General features: G+C 62.0%; 20 protein-coding genes and 3 tRNA genes. 13 read left to right on the top strand and 10 right to left on the bottom strand.

Going from position 1 to position 19590, the window contains the following annotated elements:
- The first annotated feature begins 9 nt into the window (after window positions 1-9).
- A complete protein-coding gene (locus tag ASD14_RS10455) occupies window positions 10-807 on the top strand; it encodes an enoyl-ACP reductase (RefSeq protein ID WP_056133034.1) in 798 nt (265 codons plus the stop codon).
- Between the two features lie 60 nt (window positions 808-867).
- On the opposite strand, the gene ASD14_RS10450 is transcribed toward ASD14_RS10455, so the two are convergent.
- The 10 genes from ASD14_RS10450 to ASD14_RS10405 all read right to left on the bottom strand — a co-directional run bounded on the left by ASD14_RS10450 (window position 868) and on the right by ASD14_RS10405 (window position 11241).
- Window positions 868-1335: a hypothetical protein gene (locus ASD14_RS10450; protein WP_056133030.1), complete on the bottom strand. Its 468-nt coding sequence runs from the start codon at window positions 1333-1335 to the stop codon at window positions 868-870.
- A 182-nt stretch (window positions 1336-1517) separates the two neighbouring features.
- Window positions 1518-3494, bottom strand: coding sequence for a peptidyl-prolyl cis-trans isomerase (locus tag ASD14_RS10445; RefSeq protein ID WP_056133026.1), 1977 nt, complete (start codon window positions 3492-3494; stop codon window positions 1518-1520).
- A 199-nt stretch (window positions 3495-3693) separates the two neighbouring features.
- Window positions 3694-3770, bottom strand: a tRNA-Asp gene (locus ASD14_RS10440).
- A 68-nt stretch (window positions 3771-3838) separates the two neighbouring features.
- Window positions 3839-3913: transfer RNA gene (locus ASD14_RS10435), tRNA-Val, on the bottom strand.
- Window positions 3914-4077: 164 nt separating this feature from the next.
- Window positions 4078-4350 (bottom strand): HU family DNA-binding protein, encoded by a 273-nt coding sequence (locus ASD14_RS10430; RefSeq protein WP_056133023.1) that lies wholly within the window; start codon window positions 4348-4350, stop codon window positions 4078-4080.
- A gap of 223 nt (window positions 4351-4573) precedes the next feature.
- Complete coding sequence (lon, locus tag ASD14_RS10425; RefSeq protein WP_056133020.1) at window positions 4574-7012, bottom strand: endopeptidase La; 2439 nt, start codon at window positions 7010-7012, stop codon at window positions 4574-4576.
- 325 nt (window positions 7013-7337) lie between these two features.
- On the bottom strand, window positions 7338-8621 hold the full coding sequence (gene clpX / locus ASD14_RS10420) for an ATP-dependent Clp protease ATP-binding subunit ClpX (RefSeq protein WP_056133017.1): 1284 nt from the start codon (window positions 8619-8621) through the stop codon (window positions 7338-7340).
- Between the two features lie 149 nt (window positions 8622-8770).
- A complete protein-coding gene (clpP, locus tag ASD14_RS10415) occupies window positions 8771-9397 on the bottom strand; it encodes an ATP-dependent Clp endopeptidase proteolytic subunit ClpP (protein ID WP_056133015.1) in 627 nt (208 codons plus the stop codon).
- 183 nt (window positions 9398-9580) lie between these two features.
- Window positions 9581-10882, bottom strand: a complete 1302-nt coding sequence (gene tig, locus ASD14_RS10410) for a trigger factor (RefSeq protein WP_056133011.1) — start codon at window positions 10880-10882, stop codon at window positions 9581-9583.
- 274 nt (window positions 10883-11156) lie between these two features.
- Window positions 11157-11241: transfer RNA gene (locus tag ASD14_RS10405), tRNA-Leu, on the bottom strand.
- A gap of 382 nt (window positions 11242-11623) precedes the next feature.
- Here ASD14_RS10405 and ASD14_RS10400 point away from each other — a divergent pair.
- The 12 genes from ASD14_RS10400 (at window position 11624) to ASD14_RS10360 (ending at window position 19589) form a co-directional block, all read left to right on the top strand.
- Window positions 11624-12937 carry a site-specific integrase gene (locus tag ASD14_RS10400; protein WP_056133008.1) on the top strand — a complete coding sequence of 438 codons (1314 nt, stop codon included), beginning with the start codon at window positions 11624-11626 and terminating at the stop codon, window positions 12935-12937.
- Between the two features lie 53 nt (window positions 12938-12990).
- The gene (locus tag ASD14_RS16100; RefSeq protein ID WP_157475277.1) at window positions 12991-13137 is read left to right on the top strand and encodes a hypothetical protein; all 147 of its coding nucleotides are present in this window, start codon (window positions 12991-12993) and stop codon (window positions 13135-13137) included.
- A 62-nt stretch (window positions 13138-13199) separates the two neighbouring features.
- Complete coding sequence (locus ASD14_RS10395) at window positions 13200-13805, top strand: hypothetical protein (protein ID WP_056133006.1); 606 nt, start codon at window positions 13200-13202, stop codon at window positions 13803-13805.
- A 59-nt stretch (window positions 13806-13864) separates the two neighbouring features.
- Window positions 13865-14119, top strand: coding sequence for a helix-turn-helix domain-containing protein (locus ASD14_RS16095; protein WP_157475275.1), 255 nt, complete (start codon window positions 13865-13867; stop codon window positions 14117-14119).
- Window positions 14116-14388, top strand: coding sequence for a hypothetical protein (locus ASD14_RS16090; protein WP_157475273.1), 273 nt, complete (start codon window positions 14116-14118; stop codon window positions 14386-14388). Before ASD14_RS16095 ends, ASD14_RS16090 begins: the two co-directional genes overlap by 4 nt.
- The gene (locus ASD14_RS10385; RefSeq protein WP_157475271.1) at window positions 14385-14693 is read left to right on the top strand and encodes a hypothetical protein; all 309 of its coding nucleotides are present in this window, start codon (window positions 14385-14387) and stop codon (window positions 14691-14693) included. The genes ASD14_RS16090 and ASD14_RS10385 overlap by 4 nt, the downstream gene beginning before the upstream one ends.
- Complete coding sequence (locus ASD14_RS10380) at window positions 14690-15052, top strand: helix-turn-helix domain-containing protein (RefSeq protein ID WP_056132997.1); 363 nt, start codon at window positions 14690-14692, stop codon at window positions 15050-15052. The genes ASD14_RS10385 and ASD14_RS10380 overlap by 4 nt, the downstream gene beginning before the upstream one ends.
- Window positions 15042-15740, top strand: a complete 699-nt coding sequence (locus ASD14_RS16085) for a hypothetical protein (protein WP_157475269.1) — start codon at window positions 15042-15044, stop codon at window positions 15738-15740. The genes ASD14_RS10380 and ASD14_RS16085 overlap by 11 nt, the downstream gene beginning before the upstream one ends.
- A 337-nt stretch (window positions 15741-16077) precedes the next feature.
- Window positions 16078-16293, top strand: coding sequence for a hypothetical protein (locus ASD14_RS10375; protein WP_056132994.1), 216 nt, complete (start codon window positions 16078-16080; stop codon window positions 16291-16293).
- Between the two features lie 10 nt (window positions 16294-16303).
- A complete protein-coding gene (locus ASD14_RS10370) occupies window positions 16304-16888 on the top strand; it encodes a hypothetical protein (protein ID WP_056132992.1) in 585 nt (194 codons plus the stop codon).
- Window positions 16885-17112: a hypothetical protein gene (locus ASD14_RS10365; protein WP_056132990.1), complete on the top strand. Its 228-nt coding sequence runs from the start codon at window positions 16885-16887 to the stop codon at window positions 17110-17112. The genes ASD14_RS10370 and ASD14_RS10365 overlap by 4 nt, the downstream gene beginning before the upstream one ends.
- Window positions 17109-19589 carry a hypothetical protein gene (locus ASD14_RS10360; RefSeq protein WP_056132987.1) on the top strand — a complete coding sequence of 827 codons (2481 nt, stop codon included), beginning with the start codon at window positions 17109-17111 and terminating at the stop codon, window positions 19587-19589. The genes ASD14_RS10365 and ASD14_RS10360 overlap by 4 nt, the downstream gene beginning before the upstream one ends.
- Window position 19590 lies beyond the last annotated feature (1 nt).

Below are 19590 nucleotides of genomic sequence, written 5' to 3'. Positions count from 1 at the left end.
GGACGAGTCATGGGTTTCCTGCAAGGCAAGCGCGCACTGATCACCGGCATCGCCAGCGAGCGTTCGATCGCCAGCGGCATCGCCGAAGCCATGCACCGCGAAGGTGCGCAGCTGGCTTTCACTTACCAGACTGACAAGCTCAAGTCGCGCGTCGAAAAGGCTGCGGAAGAGTACGGCAGCAACATCGTCATCCCGCTGGATGTCACCAGCGACGAACAGATCGCGAACTGCTTCAGCGAACTGGGCAAGCACTGGACCGACGGCTTCGACATCCTTGTGCACGCGATCGCCTACGCGCCGCGCGAAGCGATCGCTGGCCAGTTCCTCGACGGCCTGACCCGCGAAAACTTCTCCATCGCGCACGATATTTCCGCCTACTCGCTGGCGGCGATGGCCAAGGCGGCCCGCCCGCAGATGCAGGGCCGCAATGGTTCGATCGTCACGTTGAGCTATCTCGGCGCCGAACGCGCACTGCAGGGCTACAACGTGATGGGCGTGGCCAAGGCGAGCCTGGAAGCGACCGTGCGCTACCTCGCCTACAACCTCGGCCCGGAAGGCACGCGCGTCAACGCGATCTCCGCCGGGCCCATCAAGACGCTCGCCGCAGCAGGCATCGCCGGCTTCCGCAAGATCCTCGGCCACGTCGAGGAGAACGCTCCTCTTCGCCGCACCGTCACCATCGAACAGGTCGGCAACGTCGCTGCATTCCTGTGCTCGGACCTGGCGGCCGGCGTTACCGGCGAAGTGACCTACGTCGATTCGGGCTACAACATCCTCGGCATGACCGGACTCAATACCGACGAGTGATGCACTGGTGCGAAACGAAGCATGCGCGGATTTCCGCGCATGCTTCGTGCCGTCAACTGCTCAGGGCAGCAGCGTTCCCTGGTCGCCGATCGATAGCCATTTGTTGCCGTCGTGCGCATAGGTGACGCTCGTCAGTGCATGCTGGCGAAAGCCGATCCGCGGGATCTCGTACACGGTGTCGTATAGGATGAACGCGGAACGGCAGCCGTCGACCACCCGATACAGTTCGGTCCAGCTCCACACCGCTTCGCGATTGGCGAAATGCGAAGCGAGCGCCTGCTCGATGGCATCGATTCCGATTCTTTTCGCACCGCTGGCGAATACCGTTACGGCGCGCGGGTCATGCCCGGCCAGCCAGGTTTCCAGGTCGTAGTCGCGGAACGATTCCATGTCGACGCGCTGCGCTACTTCGAACTGACGGGCGCAGCCAGCGGGATCCTCGGCGAAGGCGGGAGTCGCGAAGGCCAGAGCAGCCAGCGACGCCAATGCGAGCGGCAGCAGACGAAGGCGGGAATGATGAGTCTTCATGGCGGTTCTCCTTGGGGATGATTCCCGCGCCCACCATGGTTTCATCGCGTCGCTGATTCGAGAGCCACTCTCGTCCGAAACCAGCAAGCCAATTTTTCACGGCGTTTTCGCAATGTGCACAACCTGCGAAAAAAAAGCCCGGCAATGCCGGGCCTTTTTTCTACGCGGGTGCCGCGCTCCGATCAGAGATTCTCTTCGGCAATCTTGACCTTCATGCGCTTGCGCAACGATTGCACGAGGCCCAGCAGTTCTTCCTCGGCTGCGACTCGCGACAACTGGTCGCGCATCCGGTCGCGCTGCGCCGCCGGCATCGCGGCCACGTCGCCCGGCTTTACCTTGTCGACGGTGAACAGCACGGCGGTGCCATCCGGCATGACGGCCTTGCCCGGCGTCACCTTGCCTTCGGCCGGAACGCCCGCCGCAAAGATCGCTTCCGAAACCACTGGATCCGGTACCGGCATGCCGCGCTGCACGCCCGGGATCACGTTCGGCGGCGGCAGGTTCTTCGACGCCGCGATCTGCGCCAGCGTTTCGCCTACACGCAGGCGCGCGAGCAACGCGTCGGCTTCTTTCTCGCCGGCCTTGCGCGCGCGATCCGCACGCACGGCAGCAGTGACTTGCTCGCGAACCTGCACAAGCGGCTGCGCGCGTTCCGGCGTGTGCGCGGTCACGCGCAGCAACACGCTGTGGTTCGGACCGACTTCGATCGGATCGCTGACGGTGCCGTCCTGGATGCGGGCCTCATCGAATGCCTGCCGCTTCACGGCGGCGTTCGCGAGGATGCCTTCGTTCGCCTTGCGTGCAACCGGACCGAGCGTGTGCACCGGGAGGCTCATCTCGCGCGCGGCGGATGCCAGCGACGTCGGGTTCTTCAACACTGCGTCCACCAGCTTGCCGCTGAGTTCGTTGAAGGCGCGCTCGCGGGCGCCTTCGCTTTCCTCGCGCAGCAACTGCTCGCGCACGGCTTCGAAGTCCTGCTGCTGCGCGCCCTTCACTTCACGCAACTGGATGATGTGCCAGCCGAAACTCGTCTTCACCGGCTGGCTGATCTCGCCGGGCTTCAGTTCGAACAGCACCTTGTCGAATTCCGGAACCATCACGCCCTTGGCGTTCCAGCCCAGGTCGCCGCCGCTGTCCTTCGAACCCGGATCGTCGCTGTTGGCACGCGCGAGCGCGGCGAAGTCGGCACCCGGCGCGGTAGCCTGCGCATGGATCTGGCGAGCCTTGGCTTCAGCGGCCTTCTGCTTCGCTGCGTCGACGTTTTCGTCCACCTGGATCAGGATGTGCGAAGCCAGGCGCTGTTCCTGCTGCGTGAACTGTTTCTTTTCCTGCTCGTAGCGCGCGCGCAACGCGGCTTCGTCGGGAGCGGGCACCTGCAGGTCGGCGGCATTGATCTCGACGTATTCGAGCGACACGGTTTCCGGCGCGCGGTAATTGGCGGCGTGTGTGTCGTACCACTTCTTGATTTCAGCATCGCTCACCGGCGCCGTGTCCGGCGGGGGCGGCGGCAGCATGAGCACGCTGGCGTCGCGCGTCTCGAACATCAGCTTGAGCAGGCGATCGGTTTCGCCCGCCGTGTAGAAACTGCTTTCGCCGATGGCGCTGTTGACCAGCGACTCTTCGAGCGTCTGGCGGACCATCGTTTCGAACTGCTTTTCGCTCTGCGCGGGGACTTGCGACGACAACGCGAGGCGGTAGCGGTCGTAGTTGAACTTCCCTTCCACCTGGAAGGCGGGAATGTTCATCACTTCCTTCTGCACCATCGCGTCGCTGACGCTTACGCCGGCAGAACGGGCGGCGAGCTTCTGCACGCGCTGGTTGACCAGCTGGTCGAGGATCTGCAGCTTGTTCTCGGCGGTTTCGAATGCCTTGGCATCGAAGGTTTCGCCCTGCTGCTGGCGCTGCTGCATGCGGGCGCGCTCGAAGGCGCCGCGGAAATCCTCGCGGCTGATCTCTTCGTGTTCCCACAATGCCGACACGGGCCACCACGACGGCGCGGACGGCCACCATGCGGGCGGTGCGTCGATGCGCGCGACGAAATCATTCGTGCGCTGGACCTCGTACTGGCTGATGCCGAATGGGACCAGCAACAACGCAAGGAAGCCGAGGATCACGGTGGCGATCCAGCCCGAGGTTTTTTCGCGAATGGCTTGCAGCATGGGATAACCGGTCAGGGCGATAACGTAGCCGCGCAGTGTAGGGCCGGTCTTGACCTTCCGTCGAGCGCCGTGGCGCGCCCGGCGGCAGCCAGTGCATTGTCCGTGCCCGCGGACGAATTCGCGGAGGCAGGCAATGAAGAAATTTCTTCAACAGCTGAAAAGCAGAACGCCCGCATTTCTGCGGGCGTTCTGGAAAAAATGGCGGAGTGGACGGGACTCGAACCCGCGACCTCCGGCGTGACAGGCCAGCATTCTAACCGACTGAACTACCACTCCGCGCTGAGACGGAAAATCATACAGACCGGAACCAAACTGCGCAACACCCCGATTCGTAATTTCCTACCTGGTGGGTGCTGAGGGTTTCGAACCCCCGACCCTCTCCTTGTAAGGGAGACGCTCTACCGCTGAGCTAAGCACCCGACCGCGAAATGATAACGCAGGTGGAAGTGTCCCGACATACTCGCAGCCGAGAGACGCACCATCAGCGGCTCCGCGCAGCATGCGAACAATGTTTAGCGTTCGCCGGTACAACAAAAAACCCGGCATTCGCCGGGCTTCTCGTTGCTGACGCGTAAGGCGTCGATCAGTTGACCGCATCCTTCAGTGCCTTGCCGGCCTTGAACGAAGGATTCTTCGACTTCTGGATCTTGATCGTTTCGCCGGTCTTCGGATTGCGGCCTTCGCGAGCGGCGCGCTCGCGCACCTGGAAGGTACCGAAGCCCACGAGGGTGACGGCATCGCCCTTCTTCAGCGCCTTGGTGATAACGCTGATCGCGGCATCGACAGCCTTGGCGGCGTCGGCCTTGGAAAGTTCGGCAGCGTCAGCGACGGCGCTAACAAATTCGCCCTTGTTCATTCGTATGGACTCCATGTGCGGCGGACGCCGCGGTGTACAGAAACCGGGCAGCGACTGTTCGAAGAGCTCCCCGATCGAGTGGACCGCTTATTGCGCTGGCTGTAGCAGCATTGCGGCTGGCGTCGTTATACCAGTGCGATCGCCACACCCGCAACCCTGAAAGCCAGTATTGGCGCGGCTTTCAGGATGAAATGGGTGCTTACCGCAATTAAACGCCTGCCTCTTAGTGCTTGACGTCGAGTTGGGTGGCCGCCTGCACGCCATCGGGCACCGGCAGTTCGCCAGGCGGAATCGCGGGTGTTGGAGTCACCGGTCGCTCGAGTGCGATGTCCAGCACCTCGTCGATCCACTTCGCCGGGATGATCTTCATTCCCTGTGTCACTGCCTTGGGCAAGTCGGCGAGATCCTTCTTGTTTTCGTCGGGAATGATCACGGTGCGGATGCCGCCACGCAGCGCTGCAAGCAGCTTTTCCTTGAGACCACCGATGCCGAGCACCTTGCCGCGCAGCGTGATCTCTCCCGTCATCGCCACGTCGGCCTTGACCGCATTCTTGGTCAGCATCGATACGAGCGCGGTCGCCATCGCGATGCCGGCGCTGGGGCCGTCCTTGGGCGTCGCACCTTCCGGCACGTGCACATGGATGTCGTGCTTCTGCAGGAAATCGAGATCGATGCCCAGCCGTTCCGTGCGCGCCCGGACGACCGACAGCGCGGCGGAAGCGGATTCCTTCATGACGTCGCCCAGCTGGCCGGTCAGCAGCAACTGACCCTTGCCGGGCACCAGCGTGGCTTCGACCTGGAGCAGATCGCCACCGACTTCGGTCCATGCCAGACCCGTGACGAGACCAATTTCGTTCTGTTCCTCGGCACGGCCGAAATCAAAGCGACGAACGCCCAGGTACCTGTCGAGGTTCTTGGAGTTGATGAGGACGACTTTGGCCTTGCCGCTCTTCTTCACCTTGGCCGGGCCGCCAAGCGCGATCTCCTTCACCACCTTGCGGCAGATTTTCGAGATCTCGCGTTCGAGGTTACGCACGCCGGATTCGCGCGTGTAGTAGCGCACGATGTCCTGCACGGCGTCTTCGCTGATCTTGATTTCGTCGGCTTTCAATCCGTTCGCCTTGATCTGCTTGGGCAGCAGGTAACGCATGGCGATGTTGAGCTTTTCTTCCTCGGTGTAACCCGGGATGCGGATCACTTCCATGCGATCGAGCAGCGGGCCGGGAATGTTCAACGAGTTGGAGGTCGCAACGAACATGACCTCGGAAAGATCGAGGTCGACTTCGAGGTAGTGGTCGTTGAATGCCGTGTTCTGCTCGGGATCGAGCACTTCCAGCAAGGCCGACGACGGATCGCCACGGAAGTCCATCGACATCTTGTCGATCTCGTCGAGCACGAACAGCGGGTTCTTGCTGCCGATCTTGTTGAGGTTCTGCACGATGCGGCCCGGCATCGAACCGACATAGGTACGGCGATGGCCGCGGATCTCTGCCTCGTCGCGCACGCCGCCCAGCGACATGCGCACGAACTTGCGGTTCGTGGCTTTCGCGATCGACTGGCCAAGCGAGGTCTTGCCGACGCCCGGCGGGCCGACGAGACACAGAATCGCGCCCTTCATCTTCGCCACACGCGACTGCACGGCGAGGTACTCGAGGATGCGCTCCTTCACCTTTTCCAGGCCGAAGTGGTCGGCGTCGAGGACGTCCTGCGCGGCCTTCAGGTCCTTGCGGATCTTGGTGCGCTTCTTCCACGGCACGCCCAGCAGCCACTCCAGGTAGTTGCGCACGACGGCGGCTTCCGCCGACATCGGCGACATCTGCTTGAGCTTGTTGAGTTCGTTGCGCGCCTTGGTTTCCACCGGCTTGGGCATGCCGGCTTCGGCGATCTTGCGGGTGAGCTCGTCGATGTCGTTCGGTGATTCGTCGATCTCGCCGAGTTCCTTCTGGATCGCCTTCATCTGCTCGTTGAGGTAGTACTCGCGCTGGCTCTTCTCCATCTGCGACTTCACTCGGCCGCGGATGCGCTTCTCCAGCTGCTGCACGTCGATCTCGCCATCGACGAGGCCCACGAGCTGTTCCAGGCGCGCGCCGATCTCGTGCGTTTCCAGGAGCTTCTGCTTGTCGCTCAGGCGCACCCCCAGGTGCGCGGCGATCGTGTCCGCAAGGCGGCCCGGCTCGTCGATCCCGGAGAGCGTCTGCATCAACTCGGGTGGCAGCTTGCGGTTGGTCTTGACGTACTGCTCGAACAAACCCATCAGCGAGCGCGTAATTGCATCGAGTTCGCGTTCGTCGCGATCCACGACGGGATCGACGGACTGCGCATGGCCGGCAAGCGCGCCATTGCTCTCGCCGACCTGGTCGACGACGACGCGCGACACGCCTTCGACCAGCACCTTGATCGTGCCGTCCGGCAGCTTCAACAGCTGCAGCACCTGCGCGAGCGTGCCGGTCTCGTAGAGATCCTTGCCCGTGGGATCGTCGGTCTCGGCCGACCGCTGGGCGACCAGCAAAATGCGCTTGTCGGCTTCCATCGCGATGTCGAGCGCACGGATCGATTTGTCACGGCCGACGAAGAGGGGAATCACCATGTGCGGGAACACCACGACATCCCGCAGCGGCAACACCGGCAGGTTCATGGTTTCGCGATCGGAAGGAACAGTCATGGCAACTCCAGCAAGTACGTGAGGCGGCCGGGCTTTCCCCGGACGGCAGTTCCGACGGTTATGGGGCTGATGACGAAAGGATGCAAGCGATAAGGTTCACACAACGTATTTCTGCGAAATAAGCTATTCAGATCATATATTTACGAATTGATCTGAGGAGTGTGAAACCGATTACGCCGTCGCATTCACAAAGGGCTGGCTCGTCGCATGTCGGCCGCTTTTCGAGCTGGAGCGGCTCAGCCGCACGATCACGGCCGTCCGTCTGGTCGACGCGGCCGGCACCAGGCACGGAAAGAGAAAGGGCGGCCAATGGCCGCCCCTTTTTTCACTCCGCTGAAGCGACCTTCGGTGGCGCAGGTGGCGTCTGGTAGATGAGATATGGATCGGACTTGTGCTCGACCACCGACTCGTCAACGACCACCTTGCTGACGTTCTCGAGTGAAGGCAGGTCGTACATCGTGTCCAGCAATACGCTTTCCACGATCGTGCGCAGACCGCGCGCGCCGGTCTTGCGCTTGAGCGCCTTTTTGGCGATGGCGGTGAGCGCGTCCGTACGGAACTCCAGTTCCACGCCTTCCATGTCGAACAGCTTCTTGAACTGTTTGGTGATGGCGTTCTTGGGTTCGGTAAGGATCGTCACCAGTGCGGCTTCGTCCAACTCCTCCAGCGTCGCGACGACCGGCAGGCGACCGACGAACTCCGGGATCAGGCCGAACTTGATCAGGTCTTCCGGCTCGACTTCCGCCAGTACCTTGCTCGCATCGGTCTTGCGCGTGCTGCTCTTCACCTTGGCGCCGAAGCCAATCCCGCCGGCTTCGGTGCTGCGCTGCTGGATGATCTTGTCCAGGCCCGCGAACGCGCCGCCGACGATGAACAGGATGTTGCGCGTGTCGACCTGCAGGAATTCCTGTTGCGGATGCTTGCGGCCGCCCTGTGGCGGAACGCTGGCGACCGTGCCTTCGATGAGCTTAAGCAGCGCCTGCTGCACGCCCTCGCCCGACACGTCGCGGGTGATCGACGGGTTGTCGGACTTGCGCGAGATCTTGTCGATCTCGTCGATATAGACGATGCCCTGCTGCGCCTTGTCGACGTCGTAGTCGCACTTCTGCAACAGCTTCTGGATGATGTTTTCCACGTCCTCGCCAACATAGCCGGCTTCGGTCAGCGTGGTGGCATCGGCCATGGTGAACGGAACGTTCAACAGACGTGCGAGCGTTTCGGCGAGCAGCGTCTTGCCCGAGCCGGTGGGGCCGACCAGCAGGATGTTCGACTTCGCCAGTTCGACGTCGTCGTTCTTCTGCCGGCTCTCGATGCGCTTGTAGTGGTTGTAGACCGCAACCGCGAGCGTCTTCTTCGCGCGCTGCTGGCCGATCACGTACTGGTCGAGAACCTCGAGGATTTCGCGCGGCTTGGGCAGGTGGCTGCGGGCCGACTGCGCCTTTTCCTCGAGTTCCTCGCGGATGATGTCGTTGCACAGCTCTACGCACTCGTCGCAGATGAAGACGCTGGGGCCTGCGATCAGCTTGCGTACTTCGTGCTGGCTCTTGCCGCAGAACGAGCAATAAAGAATCTTGTTGCTGTCTCCACGGCCTTGTCGTTCGTCGCTCATGCCCCTGCCTTACATGTTGCTGGCTGCCGGACAACCGGCGGCCCGAGAATACCACAGCGATCCGGGCCGCCTGCAGCCCGGATTCCATGCTGTTTCGTGAGTGAAATCAACAATTTCCGATGACCGCCGCCAACAGGGCGGCTCAAGCGTCAGCCGACCTGGATCGAGTCCTCGGGACGACGCTCCAGCACCTGATCGACCAGGCCGTATTCACGCGCAGCCTCGGCGCTCTTGAAGTTGTCACGCTCGGTGTCCCGGGCGATGGTCTCCAGCGCCTGGCCAGTGTGCTTGGAGAGCACTTCGTTCAGCCTCTGGCGCAGGGTCAGGATCTCGCGGGCATGGATGTCGATGTCCGTGGCCTGTCCCTGGAAGCCGCCCAACGGCTGGTGGATCATCACGCGCGAATTCGGCAGCGCATAACGCTTGCCCTTCGCACCCGACGCCAGCAGCAAAGCGCCCATCGAGGCCGCCTGGCCGACGCAGATCGTGCTCACGTCCGGCTTGATGTACTGCATGGTGTCGTAGATCGCCATGCCCGCGGTGACGATGCCACCCGGCGAGTTGATGTACAGGCTGATGTCCTTTTCGGGGTTTTCGGCCTCGAGGAACAGCATCTGCGCCACGATCACGTTGGCGACGTGGTCGTCGATCGGTCCCACCAGGAAGATCACCCGCTCCTTCAGCAGGCGCGAATAGATGTCGTACGCGCGCTCGCCGCGGCTGGTCTGTTCGACCACCATCGGCACGAGGTTGAGGGCTTGGGTTCGGTTATCCATGGGGTAAGGCACCTGGCGATCTGCGATGTCGGAAAGTTGGGGCCAATGATGCGCCAACGCAAGTGGCCGAAGCCGGCAGCTTCATGTGGGCTGTTGAAAGTCAGCCCCGGGGATCCCTGAAAAAGCTTCGGGCGCAACCGAAGCCGCGCCCGCAGGATCATTTCGACCACATCGACCGGCGAATTATTGGCGAATCGCCTCGCTGAACGACAGCGCCTGTTCGGTGTGCTGGGCGCGCTCGGCGATCCAGTCGATCACCTGCTCTTCCATCACGCGCGACTGCAGGCCCGACATCAGCTGGGCATCGTTGCGGTACAGCTCGATCACCTGCTGCGGCTCTTCGTAGGTCGAGGCGATCAGCTTCAGGGTTTCAGTGACGCGGCGCGGATCCAGGCGGAGATCGTTGCGGCGGGCGGTTTCGCCAACCAGGAGGCCGACGAGAACGCGCTTGCGGGCGGCATCCATGAAGCCAAGATAAGCGTCGGCCGGGACTTCCGGAATGTATTGGCCCTGGCGGCGTGCCTGTTCGACCGCCTGCGCGGCCATGTTGCGGGCTTCGGCTTCCACCAGGCGAGGCGGCATCTCGACATGCGAGTACGCGGCGATCAGTTGTTCACCGACTTCGCGGCGCAGGCGGCTCATCAGCGCGCCCTTCAGCTCGCGCTCGAGATTGGAACGGATGTCGGCGCGGAACTGTTCCAGATCGCCGCTCTTGATGCCGAAGCTCCGGATGAATGCGCCGTCGACTTCCGGCAGCACTGGCTCGGAGACCTTCGTCGCCTTCACGTTCACCTGTACGGTGCGGCCGGCGAACTGCGGCACGCGCCAGTCGGCCGGGAACTCGACGTCGACGACCTTCTCATCGCCGGCCTTCATGCCTGCCAAGGCGGATTCGATTGTCGCGAACATCGTGCCCGAACCCAGCACGGTAGCGCCGCGCTCGGTGCCTTCGGCGGGAACGCGTTCGTCGCTCACCTGCGACCAGGTTTCGATTTCGACCGCATCGCCTTCCTGAGCGCCACGCTCGACCGGGTTCCAGGTGCGGCGCTGTAGGCGCAGGTTGTCGATCATCGCGTCGATGTCGCCTTCGGTCACTTCGGCCGTGTGGCGCGTGACATTGAGCTTGGCGACGTCGATATCGCCGAAATCGGGCACGACTTCGAACGTAGCCACATAGGCCAGCTCGTCGCTCTCGGTGTTTGCCGGTTCGATGCGCGGGTTGCCCGCGATCTGCAGCGAATGTTCGCGCACGGCGTTGCCGAAACCTTCGCGCAGCAATGCGTCGAGTGCTTCCGCGCGCACCTGCTGGCCGAAGCGCTGCTCGATCACCTTAGTCGGCACCTTGCCGGGGCGGAAGCCCTTGATCTTGGCGCCGCGGGCCATTTCACGCAGGCGGCCGCTCACGACGGTTTCCAGGCGGTCGGCCGGAAGGCTGAAGGTGACGCGGCGTTCGAGGTTGCCCAGGGTTTCGACCGAAGCTTGCATTGCTGACGACTCCTGCTGCCGCGGTCGCTGCCGGCGGCGTGTTTTTGAAGGCTGGATTGGACGGTTGGCTACCGGCAAGGCACCAGGAATCGGCCCGCCAGCGGAACTTGCTAGTTTCGCCGATTACGGGAATTGGTGCCAGCTGTAGCTATTGAACAGCCGATTTCGGGGCCTGCACCGTAGGCCCGCGTTGGCAAGGCCGATTCGCGGAGCGGTCGCCCCTTGCCTCGCGAGGGCTGGTTGTGGCATCAGAGCTGCCGGATGCGTCGCGGCGTGGTGCGAAAGGCGGGACTCGAACCCGCACGCCTTGCGGCACTGGAACCTAAATCCAGGGCGTCTACCAATTCCGCCACTTTCGCATCGAGCGGCATTCTATCCGGGCAGGACTCGCTGCCAAACCACGGGCTCGGCATCTCAGCCGAGCGCCTTGAATTGCTGACCGCCACCAGCAGCGTCAGAAACAAAACGCCCGGCTTCTCAGCCGGGCGTCCTGAATTTGGTGGGCCGTCAAGGATTCGAACCTTTGACCTATTGATTAAGAGTCAATTTCCAGCCCCTTGCAGGGAAAGAAACAAGAGACGAATATTCAGGAATATCCACGTAAAAACACGCTATTCCTATTGACTAGGTACAATCTGTTTCGTAGTGTTTCGCACGCCAGTAAAGTGACAGGAACGAAACAGCGCCATGGTCAATGGGTCAACCGGGGCAGCAGGATCCACTCGCGGTACCACGTCGAGGGTGCACATCACGGACGACTTCTGCCGGCGCGCGAAGCCGAAGCCCGGGCGTCGCGTTACGGTGTACAGCGATTCCGAGACGCGCGGCTTCTGCCTGGTGGTAACGGCTGCGGGCGCGAAAACCTTCGCCGCCCGCTACACCCTCAAGGATGGGCCGGAAGCCGGGAAGCAGGTGCTCGCGACGCTGGGCCCGTACCTCGGTCGCGACGGCAAGGCCGTTGCGATGTTCCGCGCCGAGGCCGCGAAGGCGATCGGCGACGCAGCGCGCGGCATCGACAAGGCAGCTAAGCGTGCAGAGGTTCGCAGGGGATCCACCGTCGCCCAGCTCTGCGAGCGGTACCTGAAAGAACACGCACCGGCCAAGCGCAGCGCCGAAATGGATCGGCGACGGATCGATCGCTACATCCTGCCTGCCTGGCGCCATCGCAAGGCCGCCAGCATCAGCCGGGCAGACGTACGCACCCTGCTCGCCCCCATCGAATTCGGCGACAAGGCCAAAAAGCTCCCGCCCCGCCCCTACGAGGCGCGCGGCGTGCTGGCGCTGGTCAAGAAGCTCTTCTCCTTCGGGATCGACGCCGAAGTGGTCACGGAACATCCGTGCGCGCGCATGAAGATCGCTACGCCTGCCAAGGCCCGGGAACGCGAGCTGAGCAGCGCCCACGACCTGCGCGCCTTCTGGGCTCTCACGGATGGCGATCGCTATATGCCGGCCGCCTATGCCGCGGCCCTGCGGTTTCAACTGCTATCCAGCGCGCGACCGACTGAAGCGACAGGCCTACCCAAGACAGAGCTCGACTTGGACGCCGACGAATGGACCCTGCCGGCGGCGCGATCCAAGAACAAGCGCCCGCACCTGGTCCCGCTGACCCCTACCCTGCGCGCGATCGTCGACGCACAGCTGGCCGCGGAAACAGCCCAGAAGGCGGAGGCGGAAGCCGCCGGCGACGAGTTCACGGCCTCCAAATTCGTCTTCCCGGCAACCCGGGGAGGCAAGTTCACGGACAAGTGCCGCAAGAACATGCTCGACGCCGCGCTGGAGGCCTACAACAAGGGGGCGCACAAGCTGGAGCGATTCACCCCGCATGACCTTCGCCGGACGGCGGAGACGGCGATGGCTGCGGCTGGAGTCGCAAAAGAACACCGCGATCGGGTCCAGAACCACGTCGACAACAGCGTGGGCGGCAAGCACTACAACCTGCACGACTTCAAGGCGGAGAAGTTGGCCGCGCTGCAGACGCTCGAGAACTACATCAGGGCGAAGATCGATCCCAAGGGCAAGAGCAACGTCGTCAAGTTTCCGGCGAAGGCCGGATAAATCGGCGCGGTTCTCCCGCGCCTTTCCACAATCGTTGAAGGGGAAAAACGAGCATGGCAAATGAATGTGAGAAGTACCTCATCGTTAACGCCGATGAATACAAGTTTTTGCAGGGGGTTCGCAGGATGTCGGCGGAGGAACGCGCGAAGCTTCTGGAGAAGATGGAAGCGGAACTGAGGGTGCCGGAGTTGGAGGCCTGACATGTCCGCGACGATCACCGCCCCCTTCCCGCGGGCGCCGCGCGCGCTGCAGCAGACCTGAAATGGTCAAGAAGAAGACCGCAAAGAAGGCAGTGAAGCGCAAGGCCGGTAAGGAGTCGCCGGCCTTGCGTGCGTGGGAGCTGAAGTACCCCGATCTCCCCAACTTATTCGCGGACGACAAGCTCGAAGACTGCGATGAAATATTCCGCCAGCTTTCCACGGACCTCGGAAGCAGGTGGGCCGCCGGCGCGGGGCTCCCATGGCCTCTTGATTACCACCATGCGGCCATCCTTCGACGCTTCGCGGAGCGGGTGCACGCCGGCGAAGAAATCGAACCTTTCATCCTGGAGTTCTTGGCGGACGCCTTCTGGAGCGTCCTGCATGGCATGCCTCTGGATGATGCTATTCGCTTACCTGGACGTCCACAGCCTCCCGAGTGGCACACCAGGCATCCTATGGATCAGCGCGACTTCGAGATGCACCTAGACGTTTGCGAGCTCATCGCCGCCGGCCACAACACCACCGTGGAAGATGAGACGAGCGCGTTCGCGGTCGCGGCCAAGAAGTGGAATAAGTCGCCACAAACAGTCCGTGCCGCGTACTACGCCTGGAAGAAGCGCCTGGAAGCCGAAGGCGCGCAGTTTTCTAATTCCGAAGCGAACGAATAGAAAGACAGGCAGAGATTCGATCATAAAGATACGGAGCGTTACTTAACTGGACGCTCCAAATGCAAACCGACTCGCATCAACCCGTTAATACTCCTAAGACCACGGAGTTCGACAGACTGCTTCCTCGGCAGGAATTCTGCGACCGATACGGGCTCAACTATCGAACCGTCGAAGGCTGGGCGCATTTGGGGATCGGCCCGAAAGTGACCCGCCTGGGTGCTCGCGCGTACTACCACGTCGACGACATCAACGAATGGGTTGAGGCCCAGCGCAAGAAGGCGAGCGCGCGCTTCTCCAAGAAGGGGGCGCAATGAAGATTTCGCCCAATTGCAGTGCATTGGCGAAACAGCTTCCTGGCCTCGCCAATGGATTGTCCTCGTCCCTCAATGCGCTGGCGCACGCGCCGGATCCGAGCTCTTGCGAAGAAGTGGTGATCCAACTCGAGATCACTCTGGAACGTTGCCTCATTCTCGCCAGTGAGATGGATCCGAAACACCCTCAGTGGAGTGACGCTCCAGACCTCCTCCAACGACTGTTCCAGCGGCTGCGCGCCTATGACTCCGCGAAGGAGCCGCGGGAATGAGCGCATCCCTCCGGAAAGAAACCACGCCGACGGGCGCAACATCGATGCTCACCGTCTACCTGCTGGAACAACTGCCCCAGATCGCCGAAGGCATGTCCAGAGCGTTGCTTTCGTTGTCGAGCAACAATCCGACTACGCCCGCTATGTGCGAAATGGTTGCTATCCAGTTGGCCGGCGCGCACCAGTACTGCCTGACACTCGCCGCGGCAATCAAGGCTGACCAGGATGGGACTGAACACCGTCACTGGTTGGGAGAATTCATCAAGAACACCTTGCCCGTCGGTGACGGTGAGGTGGACGCATGAGCCAGATAAAACAAAGCCCGCACGAGGCGGGCAATGTGGCACAGGCTGGCGGGCTGAGTGCAGAGGAAGGATACAACCGCGAAGGCACGTGCGCGCGTCGCAGGCCCAAGCAGGGAACGGTGGCGGCGAAGATCCTCGAGGCCTTGGAGGCTGGCAAAAGCCTCACGCCGCTAGAAGCGGTAGAAGCGATCGGCACAACTCGCCTAGGCGCGTACGTTTTCGATCTCCGCCGGATGGGCTGGCCTATTGAGGCAACCATGATCGCCGCCCCCGCGCGCGGCGGCAGGGTTGCGCATGTTGCCCGCTACTCGTTGGAACTCGCCAGCGGCCGCGGGATCGGTGACGGTGATGAGCAATGATCGCCCGACCGCGCTCGACGAATTGCATGCGCTCCGACATGCCTGCATGGATTGGCGGCTGGCGCGCGGCGATCTTGCGGTGTACGCGGTTCTCCTGAAGCACGCGGACGCGGGACGTGAGGCGTATCCCGGTCCGAAGCGCATCAGCAGCCAAGCAGCGATCGCAGTCTCCAACGTCAAGGTGAGCCTGCGCCGCCTCGAGGATCTGAAGTACATCCGGGTCATTCGCCCAGGCCTGCGCAAGGCGAACCGCTACGTGATCTCAGATTCGCCTGCAATTCCCTCCAAGGAGAAGGCTGCAGCGATGCGCGAGATCGCCAGCCTTCTAGGTATGCAGGCAGGCCCAGATCCGAGGCGGCCGCGCGCTGCATCTAACCCGCAACGAACACGGAATCTAGGCATGCAGGCAGGCCCAGACGACGCGCGGGGCGTCAGTGCATCTAGGCATGCGGGCATGACGGCAACTGGGTATGCGCGCAGTCCCGAACTAGGTATGCGGGCAGGATACGAACTCGCTTCTGAACTCTCATCTGAACTCATTGCGCGGGACGCATGGGAAAAACAACCACGTCGCAAAACCCAAAGCCAAGCCGTTCGCTGCAATGAGCCCAATCGCATCCGTGATGAAAGCGAAGGACCTTCGGGTCCTGGAGAACCGGAAATTGGTGCGCTAGGTGACCACTGGTGAGCCGCAAGCAGCCTAACGATTGGAGCAACGACCAACTCCTGGAATATGCGAAAGCTCGCTTGGAGGGTTGTCGCAAAGGCGGCGAGCGCTCAGGGGAGAAACGCCGAGAAACCTCTCGACGTGACCTCATCGAACACGCCATACGAAACCGCATTAGCGTCGGCGAATACAACCGCAATGCGGCTAGCAAAATCGCCAGGTACCTCGACGTCAGTCCTCGCTACGTCCGGCGGCTTGCGACCGCTATGAAAAAAACCGGAAAGGTCACTTAGTTCGGTTCCGTTTGAGGGTGCATCGTTCAAGCGAACTTGTTTCCCACTTGGCAGGAGTGCCCTCGATGAAGAACAACCTCACCAATCCCCCGTCAGCACTATTCCGCCAGCTGCGGGCCCACATGGCCGCCCCTGCGTTCCTGCTGTCATTGGGGGCTGTTCCCAACAACAGGAGCTTGGAACGCCTGGAACAGCTTGTAGCTGACCAGCCCCTGCGCATGAAGCGCGCGCTGGAGGTCGAGGCGAAGATTGCAGCCTGGCGCCGAACCAAGAGCCGCTAAGGACACGGACATGAAGACAATCCGTGACGACATGAATCTTCGGGAAGCCGAGCAGGTCCTCAGCGACCTAGCTGCGAAGAAAGAAGCAGTTGATCAAGAACTGGCACGTCTTTCCGCAAAGCAATCTTCCAATGCTGTGCTTGAGCCGGAGGATCCGGTCCGGAAGGCGCTGGCGATGGAGCCGGGCGTACCGCAGCCGGATAAGGACAGCCACCACGCCCGCAGTGAACGGCACAAGGTGCTGTCGGAGCAATCGGCTCAACTCGAGCGGGCAATCCAACGGCAGGGCCAGGTTGTTCGAGTGGCTCGAGAAAATGCCGAGCGACGGATGTTCGCAAGCGACAGCGGTGCGCCTTATCGAGCAGCTGTCGATGAAATCATCCGGGCCGTTGAGAGCCTTATCGCCGCCAATGAACTGGTAGCAGCTGAGCAAAAAAAGCTGAGCCAATGCGGTATCCACAGCTACACCGATGCTCGATTCCCCTTCTACGGACTGTGGGAGCAGGTGCCCGCCTGGCGCAAGGAATTGCTCGAGTTGAAAAGGCAAATCGACCGCGCCGTGAAGGCAAATGTCCAAGAGGAAATCAGCGCATGAAAACCACAAAGGTACGAGTCCTCTCCGCGCTTCAGCACAACGGCGTTCGATATCAGCCAAATGCGGTGATCGAACTGGATGCAGAATCTCTCGAAGAGCTCCAGCTTCAGGGAAGGGTCGACCCGCATCCCGATGCCGTGAAATACGCCGAGAGCCTGCATCAGCGCTTGCAGCGACGCATGGAGATGGAAAAGGAGCTCCGTGATGAAGGGCTCATCTTATGAGTGTTTCCGTTCGCATCGAGGCGCAATACCAAGAATTCATCACGGCCACGAAGCTCCTGAAGGAGACCTTCGCTGGTGCGATGGATGGAATGCGCGACGAGCTCAAGGCTATGAGCGATCAGGCCAAGGCTTCGATGAAGAACTCGGAGTCGGCGGCCGAACAGCTCGCGAACGTCGTCAAGGGCCGGTTCGCTGGCTTGAATGGCATCGTCGCCGGTGTGTCCACGGCCTGGGCGCAGTTGGCGGTTGTCGTTGGTGCTGGCGCGTTCCTCGGTCGGGCGGCCCAGAAATCGGCCGAACTGACCACTGAAGCGCAGAAGCTTGGGCGCGCGCTGGGCGTTAGCGCGACGCAGGCGTCAGTAATCAACATGGCGCTGGGCGACGTGAACGCCACCAGCAACGATTACCTGAAGTTGGTTCGGGGCCTCGACCAGCAGCTGAAGGTCAACGAGAAGACCCTGCAGGGCTATGGGGTCCAGACTCGCGACACGAACGGTGCATTTCGCGATCAGAACACGCTGGTGATCGAAGCTCTGGAGAAGCTTCGCGGCTTCAAGGAAGGCACCGACCGCAACATCGCCGCGACTCAACTTTTCGGCAAGGGAGTAAACGTCTCGTCCGAGCTGCTGGCTTTGAACGCCGAACGCCTGGAGCAAGCGAAACAGAAGGCGACTGAGCTCGGTTTGATCGTCGGCCAGGAGAATGTCCAGAGCAGCGAAAAATTCCGCGCTGCGATGAACGACATGCAGGACATCCTCGATGCGGTAATGAACGCGATCGGACAAGCACTGCTACCGGTGCTGGGTGACCTCGCCGAGTGGCTCAATAGCCAGGGCCCGTCCGCGCTGCTCGCGATCAAGTCGGCGATCGCCGTCGTGACCAGCCTGTTCTACGGCCTGTCTTATGCGGTGAAGATCGTCTGGGCGGTCATCGTCGCGGCCTTCAAGAACATCGTCACGACAGTGACCGGCTTCGCGAACGTGTTCAACAAGCTGTTGGCCGGGGACTTCACCGGCGCGTTGGAAGCGGGCAAGGCGGCCGTCGGCAGATGGCAGGGCAATGTCAGCGAGGCCTTCGACAAGATCATGGCGGGCGCCTACTCGACCCGTGAATCGCTCGGGAAGATCTGGGATCCACTGGTCAACGGTCCAAAGGTCACTGACTCCGGTGTGGAGAAGGGCGGTACCGGTGAAGCCGACACCAGTCGTGGCGGCGGTAGTGGCGCCGCGGCGGCGCGTCGTGCTGCTGCCGAGGCAAAACGCCTGCGCGATGAATCCTTTCGCGACGCGATGGACCGACTCAAGGAAGAGCTGCAGGGCTGGGAGAACAACTACGACGAGCGCTTGCAGATCCTTCGCAAGATGGCGGACGAAGCCCGGGAGATTTACGGCGAGAACAGCAAGCAGTTCCGCGAGGCCTCGCAGGCCATCGTCCGCGCCGAGCGGGAAAAGGCAGAACAGATTCGAGCGATTGAATCCCAGGCGGCCGCATACCAGCGCGAGCACGCAGCGCAACGCATTGAAGCAGCGCGTGCTGAAGCAGACTTCGAATATGCCTTGGGCGAGATCAACGCGCAGCAGCGTATCGCGCGCGAGATCGAGTTCGAAGACGAGCTTTACCAGCTCAAGAAGAAGTCCCTGGACGACCGGCTGGCGTTGTACGAGGCTGACCCAGACCACAACCCGCAGGCCCTCGCTCAGCTGAAGGAAGAGCTATACGAGATCGAAAACGAGCACGAGCAGAAGGTTCTAGACCTGAAGCGCGAATCCTTGCTCGAGGCAAAAGCGCCATTGCAGGAGTTCGGCCAAGAGGTGCGGCAGGGCTGGGCCCACACTGTCGCCGGCATGCTTGCCGGACAGATGACCCTCAGGCAGGGAATGCAGCAGCTGTGGGATCAAATGCTGCAGGCGTTCGTCGGGTTTCTGGGCCGGAAACTCGTGATGACAAAGTTGTTCGCGAACCTGGAAATCACGGTTCAGAAGATGGTTAACGGCGTGATGCGCGCACTGGGTGTGCAGGGAGCGACTCAGGCAATCTCGGCAAAGTCCACTGAGTCTGGGGCGAAGATCGGCGCCAGTGCAGCAACCGCCGGCGCCGGTGCCGCTGAGTCGCAGGCGTCTATCCCATACGTCGGGCCCATCCTCGCCTTGGCGGCGATGGCGACGGTCTTTGCGGCCGTCATGGCGATGAAGAACAAGGGTGCGAGCGCCAGCGCTGCCGGCGGTTTCGACATCCCCGCCGGTATGAATCCCCTGACTCAGCTACATGCGAAGGAAATGGTGCTGCCGGCCGAGCACGCCGAAACGATTCGCGGCATGGCTGGCCGAACGCAGCAGGAAGCGGGAGCGACATACCAGATCGTCGCGCACGATCCTCGCGGTTTCAGCGACTTCCTGCGACGCAATCCAGCCGGACTGACTGACGGAGTCCGCTACGCAACGCGCCGCGGCCACGCTGGCGGCCTAATCAAGCTCTGAG

The sequence above is a fragment of the Lysobacter sp. Root494 genome (assembly GCF_001427225.1).
Classification (GTDB): domain Bacteria; phylum Pseudomonadota; class Gammaproteobacteria; order Xanthomonadales; family Xanthomonadaceae; genus Agrilutibacter.
The sequence above is the reverse complement of the archived record's forward strand: the minus strand, read 5'-3'. Positions and strand labels throughout refer to the sequence as shown.